Source organism: Pseudomonas sp. Au-Pse12 (assembly GCF_021341665.1).
GTDB lineage: Bacteria > Pseudomonadota > Gammaproteobacteria > Pseudomonadales > Pseudomonadaceae > Aquipseudomonas.
The window spans coordinates 14,826-35,766 of sequence record NZ_JAJTTH010000011.1 but is presented as its reverse complement, the minus strand read 5'-3'; the positions used below and the strand labels follow the sequence as shown (position 1 = coordinate 35,766).

Below are 20,941 nucleotides of genomic sequence, written 5' to 3'. Positions count from 1 at the left end.
TAAAAACGCTTGACGCATCGTCGTTCCGAGCGAATAATGCGCGCCACTTGGCTACATAGCTCAGTTGGTTAGAGCATAGCATTCATAATGCTGGGGTCCGGGGTTCAAGTCCCTGTGTAGCCACCAAGTACTAAAAACGGCTTACCGCAAGGTAAGCCGTTTTTTTATGCCCGCGAAAAAGTACCGGGGATTACGCCGCATTGATCCACAAACGCGACACCCGCATTGAGCACCGCCACTGGCTGGGATAGAACACTCCGGCAGTGTGTGTGAGAGCTGCGCCATCCTCACTTCAAGGGCTCGATAATGACAATAAAAAACCACGCAACTTCAGTCGCCCCCTGGCTGTTCTCGCTTCTGGCAATCGCCTGTACTCCAGCCTTCGCCGAACAGGCACCTACCCCGCCCTCCAACCTGTTGACCGCCGCCGTGGCCTGGAAGCAGACCGCCGCCGAATTCGAGGCGCTGTACTACCAGGGCTTCAACATCGCCCGCCTGCAACTGGACCGTGCCCTGCAGGAGCACAAGGCCGGCGACCGGCCGCTGGCGATCATCAGCGACGTCGACGACACCGTGCTCAGCAGCAATAGCTACTGGGGCTACATGATCAATTCGGGAAAAGAGTTCTTCGATGACGAGGCCTGGGACAAATGGGTCGCGGACAATGGCCCGGTGGCCACTCCGGGCGCCGTGGAATTCCTCAAGTACGCCCAGTCCAAAGGCGTCGAGGTGTTCTACGTCACCAGCCGTGACCAGGGCGAAAAGACTTACCAATACGCCCTGGCCAACCTGCGCAAGAACCAGTTGCCCTACGCCGATGAACAGCACCTGACGGTGTACCGCGACAGCTCCAACAAGGAGCCGCGGCAGCAGGAAATCGCCAAGGACCACAACGTGGTACTGATGCTGGGCGACAACCTCAACGACTTCAAACGCAAGTACTACGTGGCCGACGTCAAGCAGCGCAGCAGCCTGATGACCGAGGACAAGGAACAGTTCGGGCGCAAGTTCATCCTCTTCCCCAACCCCACCGACGGCCATTGGCTGAAGGCGATCTTAGGTGATTCCGAACCGCCGGCCACCGCGGAAAATCGGGCCAAGTTCAAGGCGGCGGCCGGAGCTAACGCCTGGCAGGTGAAAGACTAACCACGCAACACCACAGTCCCCGCACAGGGGCGGTCATGGCTCCCTTCGAGCCATGACTCGCTACAGCGACCATCGCACCGTCACCATGGCATTGCGCGGTTCACCATAGATGTCATTGCCGTAGTAGGTATTGGTGCTGATGCTCTGGTAGTACTTCTTGTCGAAGACGTTGTTCAGGTTAAGCCGAAACTCAAGATGTTCGGACGCCCGATAGCGAGTCATCAGGTCCACCAAGGCATAGCCTTTCTGTTCGACGTACATCGGCGTGCCCGAGTCGTAGAAATTCACATCCTTGTTGTAGATCCGGTTCTGGCTATAGAGCCCCCCACCCACACTCCAGCGATGCAGATCTCCCGGGAGCTGGTAGGTGGTAAAGGCCTTGAACACGTGACGTGGAATATCGGTGTCGAACAGGCGGCCGACATTGTCCTCGTTGCTGTCCTTGCGATACTTGGCCTGGGCATAGGTGTAGCCCGCCCCCAACTCCCAGCCCGGCGCCAGCTTACCGTTGACCTCAAGCTCGATACCTTCGCTGCGCACCTCGCCGCTGGCTTCGTAGCACTGCAGGCTGGAGCACTGAGCGCTGACCACCTGCTTGGCGCGATTGACCTGGTCGATCCTGAACACCGCAGCGCTGGCGGTCAGGGCCCCCTCGAAGTATTCGCCCTTGATGCCCGTCTCGTAGTTCTTGCCGACTACGGGCTTGATCAAGCCACCGGAGCTGTCCACTTCCGCTTGTGGGCTAAAGACATCGGTGTAGCTGACATACACCGAGTGATGGGCGTCAAGGTCGTAGACCATGCCGGCATAGCGGGTGAGGTTGCGGGTGACCTTGTAGTCGGTGCTGGAGGCGGTGCGCACCCCGGCAAAGCGCGTATCCACATCGTAGTCGTACCAGTCCAGGCGCCCGCCCAGAATCAGGGTCAGGGGCTCGGCGAGGCTAAAACGTGAGGTGAGGTAGAAGCTTTTCAGCTCGGAGTTGCGCTCCTGGCGCCAGTAATCCAGGTCCATCTGCGGCTTGGGCACGCTATGGGGATCGGGACGGTAGATGTTGGTCCGCGTCTCGTTGTCCTGGAAATTGCCCTTGCCGCGAAAGGCCAACTCACGCTGACTGCCCCCCACCACCAGCTCATGCTCACGCCCGAACAGGGCAAACGGCCCGGAAGCGAAGAGGTCGTAGCTGTCTTGATGGTCCTTGTAGTGGTACTGACCGACGTACTGGCCGAACTCGTCGAAATCGGCGCCGAAACGCTCGGTCATCGAACCGAGCATCTGCAAGTCGGACCAGGACTTGCTGGCCGACAGCAACAATTTCCAGGCGTTGTCGAAGCGGTACTCCAGGCGACCAAAGGCCGTGACGTTGTTCTGGTCCCAGTACTCCCAGTCACTGCCCAGGTAGGCCGAGCGCGACAGGGGCAGGTGCCGGCCATCAATCGCCGCAGGCAGCCCGCCCCAGGTCGTGGTGTTGTGCGACGCCTGATTGGTAGCGCCCACGGTCAGCGTGGTGTTGTCATTCAAGTCGGCCTCGACAATGCCGTAGAACACCGAACGCTCGGCATCGGCCACGTCCTGGAAACTGTTCTTGCTCTGGTAGGCGGTCACCAGGCGCCCGCGCAACGTGCCACTGTCATTGAGGGCACTGGAGGCATCGATTTCGCTGCGGTAATTGTCCCAACTGCCGGCACTGGCAGTGATGCTCAGACGCGGAGCGGCAGTGGGCCGCTTGCGCACCATGTTGATCGCCGCCGAGGGGCTGCCCGTCCCCTGCATCAGGCCGGCGGCGCCACGCATGACTTCGACCCGATCAAAGATCGCAGTGTCGGCCGCAGTGCTCATGTCCCGGCTCAGGTAATGCGACATGTCGTTGGCCAGGCCATCGACCATGAGGTTCTGTACTTCAAAACCCCGCGAATAGAAAATCGGCCGCTGGGGTCCGTCCTTGGTGATGGAAATGCCCGGGGTGCTCTTGAGCACATCCTCCAGGCTTTGCATGTTCTGATCGTCCATGCGCTGGCGGGTGACCACGGTCACCGACTGTGGAGTCTCGCGAATCGACAGGGCCAGCTTGGTGGCCGTCTGCATGGCGCCGGTGGTGTAGGAGCCGGTGTCTTCGGTGGTGGTGCCCAAAGACGCGCCGGTGATCTGGGTCGGCCCCAGATGCAGCGCCGCCCCCGTCGGCAACTTGACCAGGGTATAGCGCGCCGGGCCTTCCTGGCGCAGCTGCAAGCCACTGCCGGCCAGCAACTGCGCCACGCCCTGACTGAAGGAATAATGGCCCTTGAGCCCCTGGGTAACGAGACCCTGGGTCTGGCTGGAGCCAAAGGACAGGGTAACCCCGCTGGCCGCGGCAAACTCGCTGAGCGCAGTACCCAGTGCCCCTGGCGCAATGTTGAATTCCTGCGCTTCGCCCACCGCCTCCCGGGCCAGGGCCAACGGCGCAACACCGGTGGCCGCCAGCAGCGTGCCAAGGGTGATGCTCAACGCCGTGCGATTGAAACTGCGCCGCAAGGCGGCCTGGGTGAAACGACTCCGGTGGCTCATGTACGCGTCCTATGCCATAGCAGTAAAGGCGGCTGATTGACCGCTCTACTGATGAGCCGAACGCCAGGCGGAATCGGCAAGGCGCATTGACGATTTTTCTTCATGCGAGCATTTGCCCGTCACGCTTGCACACGCACCCAGTATCTGGAAAACCGGCGCACCCTCACCGGCAACGACAATGGCAAGTTGGCCAGCACCCCATCGATATCATCCAGGCGAAAGGCGCCGCTGATCCGCAGTTGCGCAACTTCATCCGCACACCCCAGGTAGCCCGGGCGGTAACGGCCCAGCTCACGGATGAAATCCGCCAGTCGCCAGTCAAGCGCCACCATCTGGCCCCGGACCCAGGCACTCTCGGCATTGTCCGCCACCCGCAGGGCACCCATCTGCCCGGAGCCGAAGGTCAGCGCCTGGCCTTCGGCGACCCTCTGGGCATGTTGCGGATCATCGTTCAGGCGCACCTCCACCGCATGTTGCTGAACCGAGACTCGGCTGAAGGCCGGCTCCAGGCGCACATCGAAACGGGTGCCCAGGGCCCGGATGCGGCCATGGGCAGTTACCACCAGCAAAGGGCGCGCCGGGGCCCGGTCTACGGCCGTGGTGACCTGGATCTCTCCCTGACGCAGGAAGATCAGTCTTTCTTCATGGCTGTAAGCAATGTCGACCCGGGTATCGGTATTGAGGTACAGCCGCGTGCCGTCGGCCAGCCGTTCTTCCCGGCGCTGGCCGGTGCGCGTGGCGAAGTCGGCGCTGTAGGGAGACAGCCGATAGCCGCCCAGCAACGCCGAGCCGCCAGCCATCAGCAGCAGCACCTTGAGGCCCTGGCGGCGCTGGATGCCCATTTCCGACAAGACCGGCAAGGCAATATCCTGCGGGACCCCACGCAGCTGCTGTTGCAGCCTTTGCACCCGGGCCCAGGCTCGCGCATGTTGTGCATCGGCGCCAAGCCACTGCTGCCAGGCCTGTTGCTGCGCCGCGCTGACCTGTTGATCGTTGAGGACCAGGTACCAGTCCACCGCTGCCTGCAGGTGGGCCTTGTCCAAGGGAGGAGGCGACGGCACGTTCAATCGTCCATCAGTTGTATGCATTGCAGCAGTGCCTTGCTCAGATGATTCTTAACGGTGGTCACCGACACCCCCAACTGCCGCCCGACCTGCACATAGCTCAGGCCGTCCAGCTGCACCATGAGGAAAATCTGCCGGGTGCGCGTGCCCAGTCCATCGAGCAAGGCATCGATGGCCAGCAATGACTCGATGATCAGATGATGGGTTTCAGGAGAAATGTCCTGGGGCTCAGGACGTGCCGCCAAAGCCTCCAGATAGGCCTGTTCCAGAACTCTGCGGCGCGCCTTGTCGATCAGCAGGCCGCGGGCGATGGTCGCCAGGTAATGACGGGGCTCTCGCAGTGCCGGCAACTGGCGCAGCGACAGCATCCGCACGAAGGTGTCCTGGGCCAGGTCTGCGGCATCGGCACAGTTGCCGGTGCGGCTGCGCAACCAGCCCTTCAACCAGCCGTGGTGGGCGCCATACAGATCTTCGATCTCCAGCGATATTGAAGCCTTGACCCCTGCGTCCATGATTGACCGTCGCTAATGATAATATCTCTCATTATTATCCAGTCGTTTTTTCATGACAACAGAGCGCCCTTCCCGGCAGACCTGAATGCCGCATGCCTGGCCTTTCCGGAAAAACCGCAGCACGCTGCGGTTTTTCCACCCAGGTCAGTTGAAGGGTTGCGGACGCGGGGTCTGCGCCGAGGACGGCGGCAGGATCGGCAGCTTGAAGTCCGGTTGATCGCCGGTCAGGGTTTCAAGGAAGGCCACGATCTGGCCGACCTCCTCGGTGCCCAGCTTGCGCCCCAGTTGCAGCCGGGCCATCACGTCCACCGCCTCTTCCAGCTTCCAGTAGGCGCCGTCGTGGAAGTAGGGATAGGTCAGCGCCACGTTGCGCAGGGTCGGCACCTTGAACAGCATGCGGTCGGCGTCCTTGCCGGTCAGCCCGGCCACGCCCTGGGCCGGGTTCTGGGTGACGTAGGGCTCGATCATGCCCATTTTCTGGAACGAGCCACCGCCCACCGCTTCGCCGTTGTGGCACGCCACGCAGCCGATGGACTTGAACAGTTGGTAGCCCTTGAGCGCGGTCGGGCTGATGGCCGCCTTGTCGCCCTTGAGCCAGCGGTCGAACGGCGCATTGGGCGTCACCAGGGTGGCTTCGAAGGCGGCAATGGCGTTGGTGGCGTCGTCGAACTTGATCTCATCGTTGCCATACACGCGCTTGAACGATGCCCGGTACTGGGGAATGGAACGCAGCACCTCCACCGCCAGTTCATGGGTAAAGCCCATCTCCCCCGGGTTGGTGATCGGGCCGCTGGCCTGTTCCTGGAGCGTGGCCGCGCGGCCATCCCAGTACTGGGCAAAGCTCAGGCCGGAGTTGAGCACCGTGGGCGAGTTGATCGGCCCCTGGTGCCAGTTGTGGCCGATGGAGGTGGGCAGGTTGTCGCTGCCGCCCATGCTCAGGTTGTGGCAGGAGTTGCAGGAAATGAAACCGGATTTGGACAGGCGCGGGTCGAAGAACAACTGCTTGCCCAACTCCACCTTGGCCACATCGGTGATCTTCGCCGGCTGTACCGGCAGAATCGGCTCGCTCGGCGTCTCGCCCCGTACCTCGCCCCCCAACAGCAATCCGAACACAAGTAACCACTTACAACGGTGCATGGCGTCCTCTCATCAGGCTTATGGTTTGCTTCACCATGTGCCCTATGGGCGCCGGGTACCCTGACTCAGGTCAAGCGACAGCCGGCAGATTCGTGGGTTGCGACGTTGTCGCGCACCCATTCAACAATCCCCACGGCCCAACGGCCTGCCCCACTGCTGTACATTCCCCTCCACGGACGACACCTCATTTCCCAGTGAACGGAGCTCAACGCGTGTTCTCGATCTTCCCTCCCCGTCACCGCCACCTGGCCCGCCTCAGCCTGCTGGCCGCCGCCCTCAGCCTGAGTGCCTGCAACAACCCGTCCCCTTCCTCGACCCTGCCAGCCGCTCCGGAAATCGCTTCGGGCTACCGCACCGACATGCAGACCCGGCACGCCGACAAACACATGGCGGCCGCCGCCAACCCGCTGGCCGCCGAAGCCGGGCGCGAGACGCTACGCAAAGGCGGCTCGGCCATCGACGCGGCGATTGCCATGCAAGCGGTGCTGACCCTGGTGGAACCGCAGTCCTCGGGGATTGGCGGCGGTGCGATGATCGTGCTTTGGGACGGCAAGGCCGTGCGCACCTATGACGGCCGGGAAACCGCACCCGCCGGCGCCACCGAGCAGCTCTTCCTACAGGCGGACGGCAAGCCGATGCCCTTCCCCCAGGCGCAGATCGGCGGCCGTTCGGTGGGCACCCCAGGCGTGCTGCGCGCCCTGGAGATGGCCCACCAGAAACACGGGCGCCTGCCCTGGGCGCAGCTGTTCGAGCCGGCGATTCGCCTGGCCGAGCAAGGCTTCGCTATCTCGCCACGGCTGCACACCATGATCAGCGCCGACCCGTTCCTGGCACGCTCGCCGGACATGGCCGCGTACTTTCTGAATGCCGACGGCACGCCGAAAGCCGTGGGCACCTTGCTGAAAAATCCACAGCTGGCCGCGGTGCTCAAGCGCATTGCCCAGGAAGGCCCGGACGCCCTCTACAAAGGCCCGGTGGCCGCGGAAATCGTCGCCAAGGTCCAGGGCCACGCCAACCCCGGCAGCCTGTCGCTCAATGACCTGCAAGGCTACCGCGCCAAGGAGCGCGCGCCGCTGTGCAGCGACTACAAGCGCTGGCAGGTGTGTGGCATGCCGCCGCCCTCTTCCGGCGGCGTGGCGGTGGCGCAGATCCTCGGCACCCTGCAGGCCCTGGAACAGCGCGACCCGCGTTACACCCTGGCCAACCTCAAGCCGCAGCAAACCAACCTGCCGGCCGGCCTTGAGCCTGCGCCGCAAGCGGTGCACCTGATCGCCGAAGCCGAGCGCCTGGCTTACGCCGACCGCGGCCTGTACGTGGCCGACAGCGACTTTGTGCCCGTGCCGGTGGCCGGCCTGATCGCCCCGAACTACCTGGCCCAGCGCGCCGCGCTGATCGGCGAACACAGCATGGGCAAGGCCGAGCCGGGCCAGCCCCGGGGCATCCAGGTGGCCTACGCCCCGGACCGTTCGCCCATGCGCATTTCCACCTCGCAAGTGGTGGCGGTGGATGACTTAGGAGGCGCGGTGTCCATGACCACCACGGTGGAAGCGGCCTTTGGTTCACACCTGATGGTCCAGGGCTTCATGCTCAACAACCAGCTGACCGATTTCTCCTTCATCCCCGAGGAAAACGGCCAGAAGGTGGCCAACCGCGTCGAACCGGGCAAGCGCCCGCGCTCGTCCATGGCGCCGACCCTGGTCTTCGACCGCGCCAGCGGCGAACTGCTGGCCAGCGTCGGCTCCCCGGGCGGCTCGCAGATCATCGAGTACGTGGCCAAGTCCCTGGTGGGCATGCTCGACTGGAACCTCGACCCGCAAGCCGCCGTCGGCCTGCCCAACTTCGGCAGCCGCAACGGCCCCACCGAACTGGAAAAAGGCCAGTTCAGCCCGGCCCTGAAGCAGGCACTGCAGGCTCAGGGGCATGAGGTCAACGAGATCGACATGACCAGCGGCACCCAAGCCATCGTTCGCGTGCGTGATGCACAAGGCAAGGCCTCCTGGGCCGGCGGCGCCGATCCACGGCGCGAAGGGGAAGCGCTGGGGGATTGAAGGCCCTGCGCTGAACCCGAGGGCTGGCCGTGAGGCTGGCCCTTTTTTGTGGGCAGAGGCCCAGGGCACTGTATGCAAAATTTCGCGGCGGTCTGTGTCTGACCCGGCCCGGGGATCTGCCCTAGCATCGTCCCTGTCCAGCGAGGAACCGACGATGAACGAAATTGCCGCCAACCTTGATCTCCCGGGCCTGAGCCCACGACCCCTGATACCCCAGGACCTTGAACTGATCTGCCGCCATCGCCAGGCCATGTTTCTCGATGCCGGCAAGGACCTCAGCACCTTGCAGGTGATGACCGAGCACTTTCGCCCCTGGTTGCACGAACGCCTGGAGAATGGCCGCTACTACGGCTTCGCCCTGATGGACGCCGAGCAGAGCGTGGCCAGCATCGGCCTGATGAGCATCGACTGGCCGCCCCACCCTTCCCATCCAACCCAGGATCAGCGCGGCTACGTGCTCAACGTCTACGTCGAACCGGCCTACCGTCGCCGCGGCCTGGCGTCGGCGCTGATGAAACTGGCGGAGGCCGAGTTCAGCCAGCGCGGGCTGGGCTTTGCCGTGCTGCATGCGACCGAGGCCGGCAAACCGCTGTATCAGGGGCTGGGTTGGGCGGCGACCAGCGAGATGGCGAAAGTGTTGGAGGGTTGAGTGAGCGGCTCCGGATCATGGAGCCACCCTGAGCAGAGTTGCCCGGGTTTCAGGTCATGCAAAAAGTGACATCGGGGGCATGGATCACACACAAGAAAACGAATGAGCTGACTGGAAATCAGGACTCCGCTCATTGGCGTTGCAACTCCACGCTCTTAATCTTTCAGGAGTCATCTCCTAACACCCACCATTGCCGCCAGGTACGTCAAAGACGTAGAATCCTCCCGCATGCTGACGATCATAGAATCTCCGCTGTTTTCCAAACTCTGGCCCGATTACTGGTCCGAAGAAGAGCGTGGAGAATTCATGACTTTTCTTGCCAACGACCCAGAGTCCGGCGTTGTGATTCCGGGTTCTGGCGGTTGCAGGAAAATCAGGTGGAGCGTTGAAGGACGTGGAAAAAGTGGCTCGGTGCGGGTCATCTATACCACTCAGCTTGCATGCGGAGCCCTGGTTGCGTTGGTGATCTATGGCAAAGGCGCTACCGAAAACATTCCAGCACCTGTTCTGCGCAGAATTGCGAAGGAGATGAATCATGCCCCTTACTGAAAAAGAACTATTGGAGCGCGATGCCAAGCGCAATATCGGCCAGGAGCTTCTGGAAGCGATCATCGATGTCAAAGCCGGCCGTCATGGCCACACCCATAGCATTCCGATCACCAAGGCTGCCGAAGCGCGCGGTAAAACCGGGTTGTCGCAACCCAAATTTGCCCAACTGCTTGGCGTCTCGGTGAGAACCCTTCAGGAGTGGGAGCAAGGTCGGCGCTCGCCTTCCGGAGCAGCCCGTTCATTGCTGCATATCGCGATGCTCAGGCCCGATGTATTTCGTGAGGTGCTGGCACAACCTCTGTAGCCGCTGCCGCAGGCTGCGACAAGGCCCGAAGGGCCTTCGGCGCCCGGGAGATCGCTGCGACCGTTCCGGTCGTTCGCAGCCTGCGGCAGCGGCTACAGGGATGGTTCACAAAATGTCGCAGTAATGCCGTTGCGACTCCCCCTACTCCAACCTATGGTTCGACCGTCGCTGCAAAATCAGCGATCAGGCTTGGCGGCCTGATAGAATCGAGGCGCAACAGCGCCCCCACCCATCATGCAGGCGCTTTTTTTGCGCCCGCATACCTGCGTTATGGCGGGTTGCGTGGGAGAACCTTCGGGTTCGCCGGTTCCTTGATTCCCGGTCCGCCAATCCTGCGCAATCCGCCACCCTGATATGCTTGGCGGCAGACGGTGACGGTCCTTCGAATCAAGGAGTCGTGACCATGAACTGCTTCTGCAATCTGTTTCCCCCACACCTCCCGTCACACAAAACCGGAGGTGCCCGATGACTACTCAATCGCCACTGACCACCCTCGGTGAAGTCCGCTTTTCCCAGTGCGGCGAGCACCTGCATCCGCTGTTTCGCGTCAATGCCGATGTGCCGATCAGCGATGCCCTGGAGCACGCCTCGACCCTGTTGCATCTGGCAAAGCAATTCACCCTGGAGGCGGCCATGGAGCCGCGGTGCGACCGCTATGCTTGGGCGGCACACTACCTGGCAGAGATGGGCAAGGCACTGATGGACGACGTGCACGCCACGCTCTCTGCATGACCTGATCGTCCCTGAGCCGACGTCGCCTGCGCGGGCAGATCCAGCGATCTGCCCGTACGTCGCCTGACGCACTCAGTGACTTGTTTAAGTCCCAGCACGGGACTAGGATCGCGCCATGAGAATTATTGCAGTCAGTCAGTTGAAGGCCTTCTGGGAGAAGTACCCGGATGCAGAGCAGCCTTTACTGGCTTGGGTCGATGAAGCGAGGAATGCCGAGTGGTCCAACCCTGCGCAGATCAAGGACCAGTATCGCAACGCAAGCATTCTCAAAAGCCGCAGGGTGGTCTTCAACATCAAGGGCAACGAGTATCGACTGGTCGTTGCCGTGGCCTATCGTTTCGGCGCGCTGTACATCAAGTTCATAGGCACCCACCGGCAGTACGACGCCATTGATGCCGACAGCGCAGACATGGAGTAACCCAGATGAACATCCGCCCTATCCACACCGACCAGGACTACCGCGCCGCACTGCAAAGCGTCTCGCCCCTGTTCGACAACGAACCGCAGCCCGGGACGCCTGAAGGCGATTACTTCGACGTGATGATCACCCTGATCGAGGCGTACGAAGCCAGGCAGTTTCCCCTGGACCTGCCCAACCCGATCGAGGCGATCAAGTTCCGCATGGAGCAGTCCGGCTTGTCCGCCGCCGACCTGGCGCCGGCCATCGGCCGCACCAACCGCGTCTACGAGGTGCTCAACGGCAAGCGCGCGCTGACCCTGCCGATGATCTGGAAACTGCACCAACTGTTCGGCATCCCGGCCGAAAGCCTGATCAAGCCGAGCAAGTCGTCCTGAGCCACGCTGCCGGGCTTGAGCTTGCCCTTGGGTAAAGGCCCAACCTGCCTGGCAACCCAACACCACCAAGGACGCTCCATGCTCACCATCGGACAAATGGCCCGCTGCCACGGCCTCACCACCAAGACCCTGCGCCATTACGACAGCATCGGCCTGTTTACCCCGGCCCTCACTGGCCGCGACAACGGCTACCGCTACTACAGCCCGGACCAGATCGTGACCCTGGGCCGTATCGTCTGGCTGCGGCAGTTGGGCATGTCCCTGGAAGACATCCGCACGCTGGCGGACCAGGGCGGCCTGGACAGCGTGCTGCACATGCAGCAGTCGTTGCAGGAGCATGCCCGGCAGCTGGAAAGCGAGATTGCCCGCAGCCAGAAAGTGCTCGGCCACCTGCAACGCTACCTGGCCCAGCCACAGCGCCAGATCCCTGCCCCGCAGACACCGCAGAAGGTGTTCCTGGCCCGGCAACGGATCATCGGCATGTCCTGGCAGCAGGACGACCCGGGCTCCATCGCCGAGCTCTGGCAACGCTTCGAACCCCGGGAGCAGGAAATCCAGCGCCTGGCCGAGCCGGTGGGCACCTACGGCATCTGCCAGCCCCTGGAAGACGGCCAGTGGCGCTACGTGGCCGGCTTGCCGGTGGCCGCCGACGCGCCCCTGGTGCCGGGCATGGTCGAGCTGGACATCCCCGCCCGCCACTACGCCCGGGTCGAGCATCACGGCACCGTGGCCACCCTGCCGGAAACCTTTCGCGCCGCCTACAGCGAATGGCTGCCCGCCGCCGGGCTGATGCCGATCGAAGCGGTGGAATTCGAATACACCGGTGAGCGTTTCCTGGGGCCCATGCACCCGGACAGCGTGGTGGAGCTGTACATCCCGCTCAAGGCCTGAAACATCCGCAAGGCAGGCCGCCCCGCAGGCAACCGCTGGTCTGGCGCTGCCTTTGCAGCGCGGCCGGTCAGCAAAAGTGCCTCGGATACCGCTATGCTCTGCAGCCATTCCCAGGTTACCGAGCGAAGGCCCGATGAGTTTCCAGGCAGGTGTGTTGAACCAGATACCCGGCATCCGTCATGAGTTTTCGACCCTGGGCGCTGCCCTGCCGGCCAACCTGTTCTTCTGCTCGCAGGTCCACAGTGGCGAGGTGGTGCACGCCAGCACCACCCTGCCCAGCGGGATCATTCGCGGCGATGCGGTCCTCACCCATTCCAGCCGGCCCATCGCGGTGGTCACCGCCGACTGCCTGCCGTTGCTGATCAGCAGCGACGACGGTTCCTGGGTGGCGGCGGTGCATGGTGGCTGGAAAGGCCTGCACGGCGGGATCATCGCCAATGTGCTGCAACACTTCGCCAGCAAGGGCATCGCCCCACGGCAATTGCGAGTGGCCATCGGCCCGTCGATCAAACCCTGCTGTTATGAAGTCAGCGCCGATTTCATCGACACCCTGTCCGCCACTCAGGATCCGCTGTGGCCCGCTGCGCAAGCGCCCTGGAGTCGCCAGCAGCCGGCCCCGCGGCTGCCCCCGCAAATTCCCCCGCCACAGCCGACCCAGGCCGACTCCCTATGGTTCGACCTGAGCCGCTATGCCGTGTACCTGCTGCAGGCCGCCGGCATCGAGGATGAGCAGATCGAAATCAGCGAGCTGTGCACCTACTGCTCGACCCCGACCCTGGCCAGCTATCGCCGACGCGTGCATCGGGGTGAAGCCAAGGCCTTCCAGTACTCCTGGATCGGCCGGAAAGCCACCTCATGATCAACAGCGCCACCCGACTGCGGTAGGCTTGCCCCCTTCCCCTCAGACCCAACCCAAGGAGTGCCCGTGTCTGACAACCTCTACGCCCCGCCCCAGGCGGATCTGGTCGCCCCTTCGGCGCACACGGCGCCACAACCGTTCTATGTGGTGTCCAAGGCCAAGTTCCTGACCCTGTACGTCCTCACCTTCGGTATCTACCAGCTGTATTGGGCCTACAAGAACTGGCATCAATTCAAGTACGCCAGCGGCCAGGAGTTGTGGCCGGTGGCCCGGGCGTTCTTCGCGATTTTCTTTACCCATGCGCTGTACCGCGAAGCCGATGCACAGCTCAAGCGCGACGGCCGCAGCCATGACTGGCGCCCCGGTGAACTGGCGACCCTGTTTGTGGTGGGGCTGATCATCAACAACGTGGTGGATGCGCTGTCACGCAAGAACATCGGCTACCCGGTAACCGACATCGCCAGCCTGGCGCTGCTGCCGGTGCTGGCGTGGGTCACCTGGCTGGGCCAGCGCGGCCTGAATGCCGCCGCCGGGGACCCCGAAGGCCGCAGCAACGCCCGTTTCACCCCGCTGAACTATGTGTTCATCGTGCTCGGGGCGGTGCTGCTGGCCCTGGCGTGCATCGGGGTGATGCTGCCGCCGGAGTGAGTCAGGAACTCAGGCGCTGACGTAGACCCAGGCCTGGATCCCCGAGGCCAGGGTCACGCTGACCCGCTTGTAGTCGGCGACTTCATAGCGGTCGGCTGCCGCCAGTTCCTCGGGGGTAATCTGAAACACCGTGCCGGCAATCGGCGCGCTGTCCGCCGCCCCCGGGCGCAGGATCGGGTGATGGGTCTTGCCACTGGCGGCCAATACCTCGGGATCGGTGATTTCCACCCAGCTCTGCTCGTAGCCGAGCATCGCATCCTTGCTGCCACTCAACTCACGGCCAAAGTTAGCCAGCTGTACCGCCTTGTCTTGCAGGGTGCCGTAGGAAAACAGGTAGACCGAGGCTTCTGTTGCCGAACTCATTCGTCACGTCCTTAAACACGATGATCCGCTTCAGCGGTTGATTTTCAGGCCTTGCCGCTCGGCATGGCGCTCCAGCGCCAGCTCGATCAGGCGGCTCACCAGCTCGCTGTAGCGCATGCCGGCGGCCTGCCATAGCTTGGGGTACATGCTGATGCGGGTGAACCCGGGCAACGAGTTGATTTCATTGATCAGCACTTCACCGTCGTCGGTGAGAAACACATCGACCCGGGCCAACCCGGAGCAGCCCAGTACCTGGAACGCCTCGATGGCCAGGGCGCGGATGCGTTCGCTGTGCTCGACGCTGATGTCTGCCGGCACCAGCACCTGGGCCGCGTCTGCGTCGATGTACTTGCTGTCGTAGGAATAGAAACCGTTGCCGACCACGATCTCGCCGCAGCCACTGGCGACCGGCTGGTCATTGCCCAGCACCGCGCATTCGATTTCCCGCCCGCGCACCGCCGATTCCACCAGCACCTTGTGATCGAACCCCAGGGCCAGCGCCACCGCGGCATCGTAGTCGGCCTCGTTGTCGACCTTGCTCACGCCCACCGAGGAGCCCTGGTTCGCCGGTTTGACGAACAGCGGCAGGCCGAGCGCTTCCCGCGCCTGGGCAAAACCGTAGCGGCTGCGGGTGGCCCGGGTCAGGGTGATGAACGGGGTCACGGCCAGCCCGGCGTCGCGCAGCAGGCGCTTGCTGATGTCCTTGTCCATGCACACCGCCGAGCCCAGCACGTCGGAGCCGACAAAAGGCAGGTCGGCCATGCGCAGCAGGCCCTGCAGGCAACCGTCTTCACCCAGGGTGCCGTGGACGATCGGGAAGATCACATCCACGTGCCCCAGCAACTCCTGGCTGCTGGTTTCCACCAACTGCTGGCTGGCCTTGCCCGGCACCACCGCCAGCTCGCGGTTGGACTGGTTGAGGGCGATCAGCGCCGGGTTTTCCTGGTTGATCAAAAAGTTCGAGGTGTCGTTGAGGTGCCAGTGCCCCTGCTTGTCGATGCCGATCAGCACCGGCTCGAAGCGCGTGCGATCCAGGGCATCGACGATATTGCGCGCCGACTGCAGCGACACTTCGTGTTCGGCCGAACGGCCACCAAATATAATCCCGACCCGCAACTTGCTCATGACTGGTTCCTGTTGAACGTTCTCTGATGGCCCATGGTTTCAGCTCGGGCTGTAGCGCAGGTGGATCAGCGCCACCCGCTCCTGTTCCTTGTTCTTGCGCTCTTCGATGGCGAACGGCACAAACCCCAGCTTCGGATAGAACAGCAACCCCGCCACATTGCTGTTGAAGCAGGAGAGCGTCACCTCGCTGGCCTGGTGCTTGCTGCGGGCGATATAGATCATCTGCCCGATCAACTGTGCGCCCAGGCCGGCGCCGCGCACTTCGGGGTCGACGATCACGTTGCCGATGGTGCAGGTGCCGCCGTTGCCCCAGCGGTAGAAATTGGCAAAACCCACCACCTGGCCATCACGCTCGATCACCGTCGAGTCGCTGCGCTGGGCGATGGAGTCGCGCAACTGGTCGTGGGTCAGCGGCCAGGTGGCAGCAGGAAAGAAGAAAAACAGCTCCTGGGGATTGCCCACAAAACTGCAGATACGTGGAATGTCGGCATCAGCCACCGGGCGAAAAGTAACGGCCATGTTCAGTCTCCTGATGTGGGGACGGATCGTCCTTGTTGAGATTCAGAGCGTAGCAAGCGCACCAGGCCGGGCGCTCAACGCAGGTCCAGCGATAGCAGAGAAGCAGCGCAGCGCGCATGAATGCAAGTGGCCGTGAAGAGGGGCTGGGGGTGCTGACGCTACTCCACTCGTGCCTGCCCAGGCAACCGTCGAATAAGCCGGCAACTATGCTCAAGGAACCCACTGCCACGCTGCAGGAACGCAATCATGAAAGGCTATCTGGTGATCTTCTTTACCCAGCAGAACCGTCGCTACCACGGCAAGATGCTCGGCGACTGGGTGGTCGACCTGGCGCAGCAGATGGGCTTGCGCGGCGCCACGCTGTCGACCGCCATCGAGGGCTTCGGGCACTCCCGGCACCTGCATTCGGCGCACTTCTTCGAGCTGGCCGACCAGCCCCTGGAAATTCGCCTGGCCATCAGCGAAGCCGAAGCGCAACGGCTGTTCGAGCGCCTGCAGGCCGAGGACTTTTCGCTGTTCTACACCAAGACGCCCATCGAGTTCGGCCACCTTGGCAAACAGGCCCCCGCCCCTGATACGGCTTGAACCGAGGGGCAAGACAGCCCGCGCGCCCTTGGGTTAACGTAGCGCCCTCGGTTTTATCCATCAGGACTGTTCCATGGCCAGACCCACTGCTGTCACCGACTGGGTTCACCGCGCGCCACCCGCCCGGGGCCTGGAGCGCATCGAGGCGTATTTCGCCGGCCATGGCTATGACATGCACCGCCACGATACCTACGCCATCGGCCGGACCCTGCGCGGGGTGCAGAGCTTCCAGTACCGCGGCGGCTGGCGCCACAGCCTGCCCGGCGCAACCATGGTCCTGCACCCCGACGAAGCCCACGACGGCGAGGCCGGCACCCACGACGGCTTCCACTACCGCATGCTGTATGTCGAGCCGGCGCTGATCCAGCAGATCCTCGGCGGCCAGCCGCTGCCCTTCATTGCCGGCGGCCTGTCCAACGACCCGCGGCTGTTCGCCGCCACCGAGGTCTTGCTGCGCGGCGTCGACAGCCCGCTGGACCCACTGGAACAGGAAGACGCCCTGTTCGACCTGGCCCAGGCCCTGAACAGTGTGTCCGGCGTCGCCCGGTCGCGGCAGCGTTTCGACTACGTGGCGGCCGAGCGAGCCCGGGAATACATTCACGGCGCCCTGGACCGTACCCTGACCCTCGACGAACTGGAGGCCCACAGCGGGCGCGACCGCTGGAGCCTGTCCCGGGACTTTCGCCTGCTGTTCGGCACCAGCCCCTACCGCTACCTGAGCATGCGCCGCCTGGACCTGGTGCGTGCGCTGCTGGTACAGGGCCAGTCCCTGGCCAACGCCGCGCTGATTGCCGGCTTCACCGACCAGAGCCACATGACCCGGCAGTTCCGCCAGGCCTACGGCCTGCCTCCGGCACGCTGGCTGAAGATGCTCGGCCGCTGAGCCACTCACGATCGTTCAAGAAAACGATGCCGCCGGCTGTTTACCCTCAGTGCTCATTCATCACTGATGTGGACCGCAACATGCCAACCCCCACCGCGCAAAACGCCTACCAGAGCATCAATTTCAAGCACAAGCTCGGCCTGTTCAGCGAACACTGGACACCCAAGGTGATCGCCGAGATGAACGACTACCAGTTCAAGATCTCCAAGTTGCAGGGCGAGTTCGTCTGGCACTGCCACGCCGACACCGACGAAACCTTCATCGTCCTCGATGGCCAGCTGTACATCGACTTTCGTGACGGCCGGGTGTCCATCGGCAGCGGCGAGATGTTCGTGGTGCCCAAGGGCGTCGAGCACAAACCCTGGGCTGAACAGGAGGTCAAGCTGCTGCTGATCGAGCCCAAGGGCGTGCTCAACACCGGCGACCAGGGCGGCGAACGCACCGCCCAGAACGACGTCTGGATCTGACCGGCAAACCTGAACCTGCGAGACGGAAAAAGGAATTTCTGCCTCCCCTGCGGGGTCAGACACTGCAACACGTCATCGAACGACGAGCCTTGGCCGACCGGCGGTACCCGAAAAACGCTACGTCGGGGCAGCATGCACAGGTAGAGTAACGCGCTCATTTTTCTGTGCGATGGCTCTATTGCAGGGACTACAGCCTGGTCCCGGCGTTCGATGACGCCCATGGCGCGTCCATTACCTGTTGCGACCCTTGACCCCTGAATGCCCAAACCGCACCAAGACCCTGGCGCCCCCGCGCTGCTACAAGACCTGCGCGCCGGCACCGCGACCCTGCACGTGGCGCTGGAAAAACGCCTGCCGTTCTTCTCCGAACAGCTCGACGCTGCCTGGTACCGGCGCCTGATCCAGGCCTATTACGGCTTCTATCAGCCGCTGGAAGCGGCCCTGCAGGCCAGTGGCCTGATCCCTCCCGGCTACGACCCTGCGCAGCGCCGCAAGACTCCGGCCCTGGCCGGCGACCTGCAGGCCCTGGGCCTGGACCCGACGAGCATCGACGCCCTGCCCCGCTGCGAACAGCTGCCAGCGCTGAGCCACCCCGGCGCGTGCCTGGGAACCCTCTACGTGCTCGAAGGCGCCACGCTGGGCGGGCAGATCCTGCGCCGCGAAATGGCCCAGCGCCTGGACCTGAACGAAGACAACGGCGGGGCCTTTCTCGACGTCTACGGCGCCGCCACCGGCCGACGCTGGAAAGACTTTCTCGATTACCTGGGGCGCATGCCCGAGGACGCGAGCGCGCGACAACAAGTGGTCAGCGCCGCGCAATCCACATTTGCCTGTTTCGAGCGCTGGCTCGACAGCCGCGAGGTGCTGCTATGACCCCACAAGACGCCCAAGCCTTTGAACAGTTGCTGGCCAACTGCGCCGACGAGCCGATCCACTCCCCCGGGGCGATCCAGCCCCACGGCGTGCTGCTGACCCTGTCCGAACCGCAGCTGCGCATCCTGCAGGTCAGCGCCAACGTCGAAACCCTGCTGGGCCAGGACGCGACTCAGGTCCTCGGCCAGCCCCTGGAGCACCTGCTGGGCGACGCTCACAGCCAGCGCATCCGCGACGTGCTGCAACTGCCACGGCTGTCCGATGCGCCGCCGCTGTACCTGGACCTCAATGGCGCGCACTTCGAAGGTGTGCTGCACCGCCATCAAGGGGTGCTGATGCTGGAGCTGGAAATCCAGCTTGAACACCTGCAACCGCAGCACTTGAAGCAGCAGACCGAGAACCTCGGGCGCCTGCTGCGGCGCTTGCAGACGGCCAAGACCCTGAATGAGCTGTACGCCATCAGCGTCAGCGAGATCCAGGCCATGACCGGCTACGACCGGGTGCTGATCTACCGCTTCGAGGAGGAAGGCCACGGCCAGGTCATCGCCGAGGCCACCCGGCCCACCATGGAGGTGTTCAACGGCCTGTTCTTCCCGGCCTCGGACATTCCCCAGCAGGCCCGCGAGCTGTACCGCAGCAACTGGCTGCGGATCATCCCCAACGCCGACTATCAGCCCGTGCCGCTGCTGCCGACCCTGCGCCCGGACACCCAGCAGCCCCTGGACCTGAGCTTCGCCACCCTGCGCAGCGTGTCGCCGATCCATTGCCAGTACATGAAGAACATGGGCGTGCTGTCCTCCATGAGCATTTCCCTGCTCAAGGGCGACCAGCTCTGGGGCCTGATCAGCTGCGGCAACCGCCAGCCGCTGCTGGTGCCCCACGAGCTGCGCATTGCCTGCCAGACCATCGGCCAGGTGCTGTCGTTGCAGATCAGCGCCATGGAAGCCCTGGACCTGAGCCAGCAGCGAGAAGAGAAGGTCGCCGCCCTGGCCAGCCTCGACCAGGCCATGCGCGACGCCCCCGGCAGTGTCTTCGACGGCCTGGCCCAGGCGCCACAGCAGCTGCTGGAGCTGACCCAGGCCGGCGGCGTGGCGATCATCGAGGACAAGCAACTGCACTGCTTCGGTAACTGCCCGCCCCAGGACGACATCCGCGCCCTGCACCGCTGGCTGCAAGGCACCGGGCAGGCGGTGTTCGCCAGCCATCACCTGGCCAGCGTGTACCCGCCGGCGGCGAGTTATCAACAGGTGGCCAGCGGCGTCCTGGCCATGAGCCTGCCCAAGCCTGTGGATAACGGCGTGCTGTGGTTCCGCCCGGAGGTGAAGGAAAACATCCACTGGAGCGGCAACCCGGAAAAGCCCCTGGACCTGGAAAATTCCGACGCCGGCCTGCGCCTGCGGCCGCGCACTTCGTTCGAGATCTGGAAGGTGGAAATGGCCGGGATCTCCACCAAGTGGAGCCATGGTGACCGCTTCGCCGCCAACGACCTGCGCCGCTCGGCCCTGGAGCACGACCTGGCGCGCCAGGTGCTGCGCGAGCAACAGGCCGTGCGCGCCCGGGACGAACTGGTGGCGGTGGTATCCCACGACCTGCGCAACCCGATGACGGTGATCTCCATGCTCTGCGGCATGATGCAGAAGGCCTTCAGCTCCGACGGCCCGCACACTTCACGGCGCATTTCCTCGGCCATCGACACCATGCAACAGGCCGCCAGCCGCATGAACAACCTGCTGGAAGACCTGCTGGACACCTCGAAGATCGAAGCCGGGCGCTACAGCATCGCGCCACAGCCGCTGGAGGTCAGCCAGATCTTCGAAGAGGCCTATTCGCTGCTGGCGCCCCTGGCCCTGGACAAGGCCATCGACATCAGCTTCCACAGCGAACCGGACTTGAAGATCAACGCCGACCCCGAGCGGTTGTTCCAGGTGCTGTCGAACCTGGTGGGCAACGCCATCAAGTTCACCCCCAAGCAAGGCAAGGTCGGGGTGGTGGCGATGTCCGACGGCGAGCAGATCGTCTTCAGCGTGCGCGACTCCGGGGAAGGCATTCCCAGCGAGCAACTGCCGTTCATCTTCGACCGCTACTGGACCATGAAGGAAGGCAACCCCAACGGCACGGGGCTGGGGCTGTACATCACCCAGGGCATCATCCAGGCGCATGGCGGCCATATCGAAGCGCACAGCGAAGTGGGCAAGGGCAGCGAGTTCCGCTTCAGCGTGCCCCGCGCCAACCTCTGAACCGTGCCCCGGGG

Annotated in this window: 23 protein-coding genes and 1 tRNA gene; 17 read left to right on the top strand and 7 right to left on the bottom strand. The window is 63.6% G+C overall.

Annotation, left to right across the window (positions count from 1 at the left end; translation table 11 throughout):
- Nucleotides 1-49 precede the first annotated feature (49 nt).
- A tRNA-Met gene (locus LXM55_RS26135) sits at nt 50-126 on the top strand.
- A 180-nt stretch (nt 127-306) separates the two neighbouring features.
- Nucleotides 307-1,146 carry a 5'-nucleotidase, lipoprotein e(P4) family gene (locus LXM55_RS26130; RefSeq protein ID WP_233323048.1) on the top strand — a complete coding sequence of 280 codons (840 nt, stop codon included), beginning with the start codon at nt 307-309 and terminating at the stop codon, nt 1,144-1,146.
- A gap of 60 nt (nt 1,147-1,206) precedes the next feature.
- Here the strand turns inward: LXM55_RS26130 and LXM55_RS26125 are convergent, their stop codons facing one another.
- The 4 genes from LXM55_RS26125 to LXM55_RS26110 all read right to left on the bottom strand — a co-directional run bounded on the left by LXM55_RS26125 (nt 1,207) and on the right by LXM55_RS26110 (nt 6,400).
- On the bottom strand, nt 1,207-3,687 hold the full coding sequence (locus LXM55_RS26125) for a TonB-dependent siderophore receptor (protein ID WP_233323047.1): 2,481 nt from the start codon (nt 3,685-3,687) through the stop codon (nt 1,207-1,209).
- 119 nt (nt 3,688-3,806) lie between these two features.
- Nucleotides 3,807-4,748: a FecR domain-containing protein gene (locus tag LXM55_RS26120; RefSeq protein WP_233323046.1), complete on the bottom strand. Its 942-nt coding sequence runs from the start codon at nt 4,746-4,748 to the stop codon at nt 3,807-3,809.
- 2 nt (nt 4,749-4,750) lie between these two features.
- Nucleotides 4,751-5,263 carry a sigma-70 family RNA polymerase sigma factor gene (locus LXM55_RS26115; protein ID WP_233323045.1) on the bottom strand — a complete coding sequence of 171 codons (513 nt, stop codon included), beginning with the start codon at nt 5,261-5,263 and terminating at the stop codon, nt 4,751-4,753.
- A 144-nt stretch (nt 5,264-5,407) separates the two neighbouring features.
- A complete protein-coding gene (locus LXM55_RS26110) occupies nt 5,408-6,400 on the bottom strand; it encodes a cytochrome-c peroxidase (RefSeq protein ID WP_233323044.1) in 993 nt (330 codons plus the stop codon).
- A gap of 212 nt (nt 6,401-6,612) precedes the next feature.
- Here LXM55_RS26110 and ggt point away from each other — a divergent pair, with 212 nt between their 5' ends.
- The 10 genes from ggt to LXM55_RS26060 all read left to right on the top strand — a co-directional run bounded on the left by ggt (nt 6,613) and on the right by LXM55_RS26060 (nt 13,875).
- Entirely contained in the window at nt 6,613-8,448 is a 1,836-nt protein-coding gene (gene ggt, locus LXM55_RS26105) for a gamma-glutamyltransferase (RefSeq protein WP_233323043.1), read from the top strand.
- A gap of 154 nt (nt 8,449-8,602) precedes the next feature.
- Nucleotides 8,603-9,097 carry a GNAT family N-acetyltransferase gene (locus tag LXM55_RS26100; protein WP_233323042.1) on the top strand — a complete coding sequence of 165 codons (495 nt, stop codon included), beginning with the start codon at nt 8,603-8,605 and terminating at the stop codon, nt 9,095-9,097.
- A 228-nt stretch (nt 9,098-9,325) separates the two neighbouring features.
- Nucleotides 9,326-9,646, top strand: coding sequence for a transcriptional regulator (locus tag LXM55_RS26095; RefSeq protein WP_177435205.1), 321 nt, complete (start codon nt 9,326-9,328; stop codon nt 9,644-9,646).
- Nucleotides 9,633-9,950, top strand: coding sequence for a helix-turn-helix domain-containing protein (locus LXM55_RS26090; protein WP_233323041.1), 318 nt, complete (start codon nt 9,633-9,635; stop codon nt 9,948-9,950). The genes LXM55_RS26095 and LXM55_RS26090 overlap by 14 nt, the downstream gene beginning before the upstream one ends.
- A 465-nt stretch (nt 9,951-10,415) precedes the next feature.
- Entirely contained in the window at nt 10,416-10,682 is a 267-nt protein-coding gene (locus LXM55_RS26085; protein ID WP_233323040.1) for a DUF3077 domain-containing protein, read from the top strand.
- 115 nt (nt 10,683-10,797) lie between these two features.
- Complete coding sequence (locus LXM55_RS26080) at nt 10,798-11,100, top strand: type II toxin-antitoxin system HigB family toxin (protein ID WP_233323039.1); 303 nt, start codon at nt 10,798-10,800, stop codon at nt 11,098-11,100.
- Between the two features lie 5 nt (nt 11,101-11,105).
- Complete coding sequence (locus LXM55_RS26075) at nt 11,106-11,477, top strand: helix-turn-helix domain-containing protein (protein WP_233323038.1); 372 nt, start codon at nt 11,106-11,108, stop codon at nt 11,475-11,477.
- 78 nt (nt 11,478-11,555) lie between these two features.
- A complete protein-coding gene (locus LXM55_RS26070) occupies nt 11,556-12,368 on the top strand; it encodes a MerR family transcriptional regulator (protein ID WP_233323037.1) in 813 nt (270 codons plus the stop codon).
- 133 nt (nt 12,369-12,501) lie between these two features.
- Entirely contained in the window at nt 12,502-13,227 is a 726-nt protein-coding gene (locus LXM55_RS26065) for a polyphenol oxidase family protein (protein ID WP_233323036.1), read from the top strand.
- A gap of 66 nt (nt 13,228-13,293) precedes the next feature.
- Complete coding sequence (locus LXM55_RS26060) at nt 13,294-13,875, top strand: hypothetical protein (protein WP_233323035.1); 582 nt, start codon at nt 13,294-13,296, stop codon at nt 13,873-13,875.
- 9 nt (nt 13,876-13,884) lie between these two features.
- Here the strand turns inward: LXM55_RS26060 and LXM55_RS26055 are convergent, their stop codons facing one another.
- The 3 genes from LXM55_RS26055 to LXM55_RS26045 are packed head-to-tail and all read right to left on the bottom strand — an operon-like array spanning nt 13,885 to nt 15,882.
- Nucleotides 13,885-14,238 (bottom strand): gamma-glutamylcyclotransferase family protein, encoded by a 354-nt coding sequence (locus tag LXM55_RS26055; RefSeq protein WP_233323034.1) that lies wholly within the window; start codon nt 14,236-14,238, stop codon nt 13,885-13,887.
- A gap of 30 nt (nt 14,239-14,268) precedes the next feature.
- A complete protein-coding gene (ddlA, locus tag LXM55_RS26050; protein WP_233323033.1) occupies nt 14,269-15,363 on the bottom strand; it encodes a D-alanine--D-alanine ligase in 1,095 nt (364 codons plus the stop codon).
- A 39-nt stretch (nt 15,364-15,402) separates the two neighbouring features.
- Nucleotides 15,403-15,882: a GNAT family N-acetyltransferase gene (locus LXM55_RS26045; protein ID WP_233323032.1), complete on the bottom strand. Its 480-nt coding sequence runs from the start codon at nt 15,880-15,882 to the stop codon at nt 15,403-15,405.
- A gap of 246 nt (nt 15,883-16,128) precedes the next feature.
- On the opposite strand from LXM55_RS26045, the gene LXM55_RS26040 reads away from it, so the two are divergent.
- The 5 genes from LXM55_RS26040 (at nt 16,129) to LXM55_RS26020 (ending at nt 20,927) form a co-directional block, all read left to right on the top strand.
- Nucleotides 16,129-16,467, top strand: a complete 339-nt coding sequence (locus LXM55_RS26040; protein ID WP_233323031.1) for a DUF190 domain-containing protein — start codon at nt 16,129-16,131, stop codon at nt 16,465-16,467.
- Between the two features lie 73 nt (nt 16,468-16,540).
- Nucleotides 16,541-17,350, top strand: coding sequence for an AraC family transcriptional regulator (locus tag LXM55_RS26035; protein WP_233323030.1), 810 nt, complete (start codon nt 16,541-16,543; stop codon nt 17,348-17,350).
- 80 nt (nt 17,351-17,430) lie between these two features.
- The gene (locus LXM55_RS26030) at nt 17,431-17,817 is read left to right on the top strand and encodes a cupin domain-containing protein (protein WP_233323029.1); all 387 of its coding nucleotides are present in this window, start codon (nt 17,431-17,433) and stop codon (nt 17,815-17,817) included.
- Nucleotides 17,818-18,075: 258 nt separating this feature from the next.
- Nucleotides 18,076-18,690, top strand: a complete 615-nt coding sequence (locus tag LXM55_RS26025) for a biliverdin-producing heme oxygenase (RefSeq protein WP_233323028.1) — start codon at nt 18,076-18,078, stop codon at nt 18,688-18,690.
- On the top strand, nt 18,687-20,927 hold the full coding sequence (locus LXM55_RS26020) for an ATP-binding protein (protein WP_233323027.1): 2,241 nt from the start codon (nt 18,687-18,689) through the stop codon (nt 20,925-20,927). Before LXM55_RS26025 ends, LXM55_RS26020 begins: the two co-directional genes overlap by 4 nt.
- The last annotated feature ends 14 nt before the right edge of the window (nt 20,928-20,941 follow it).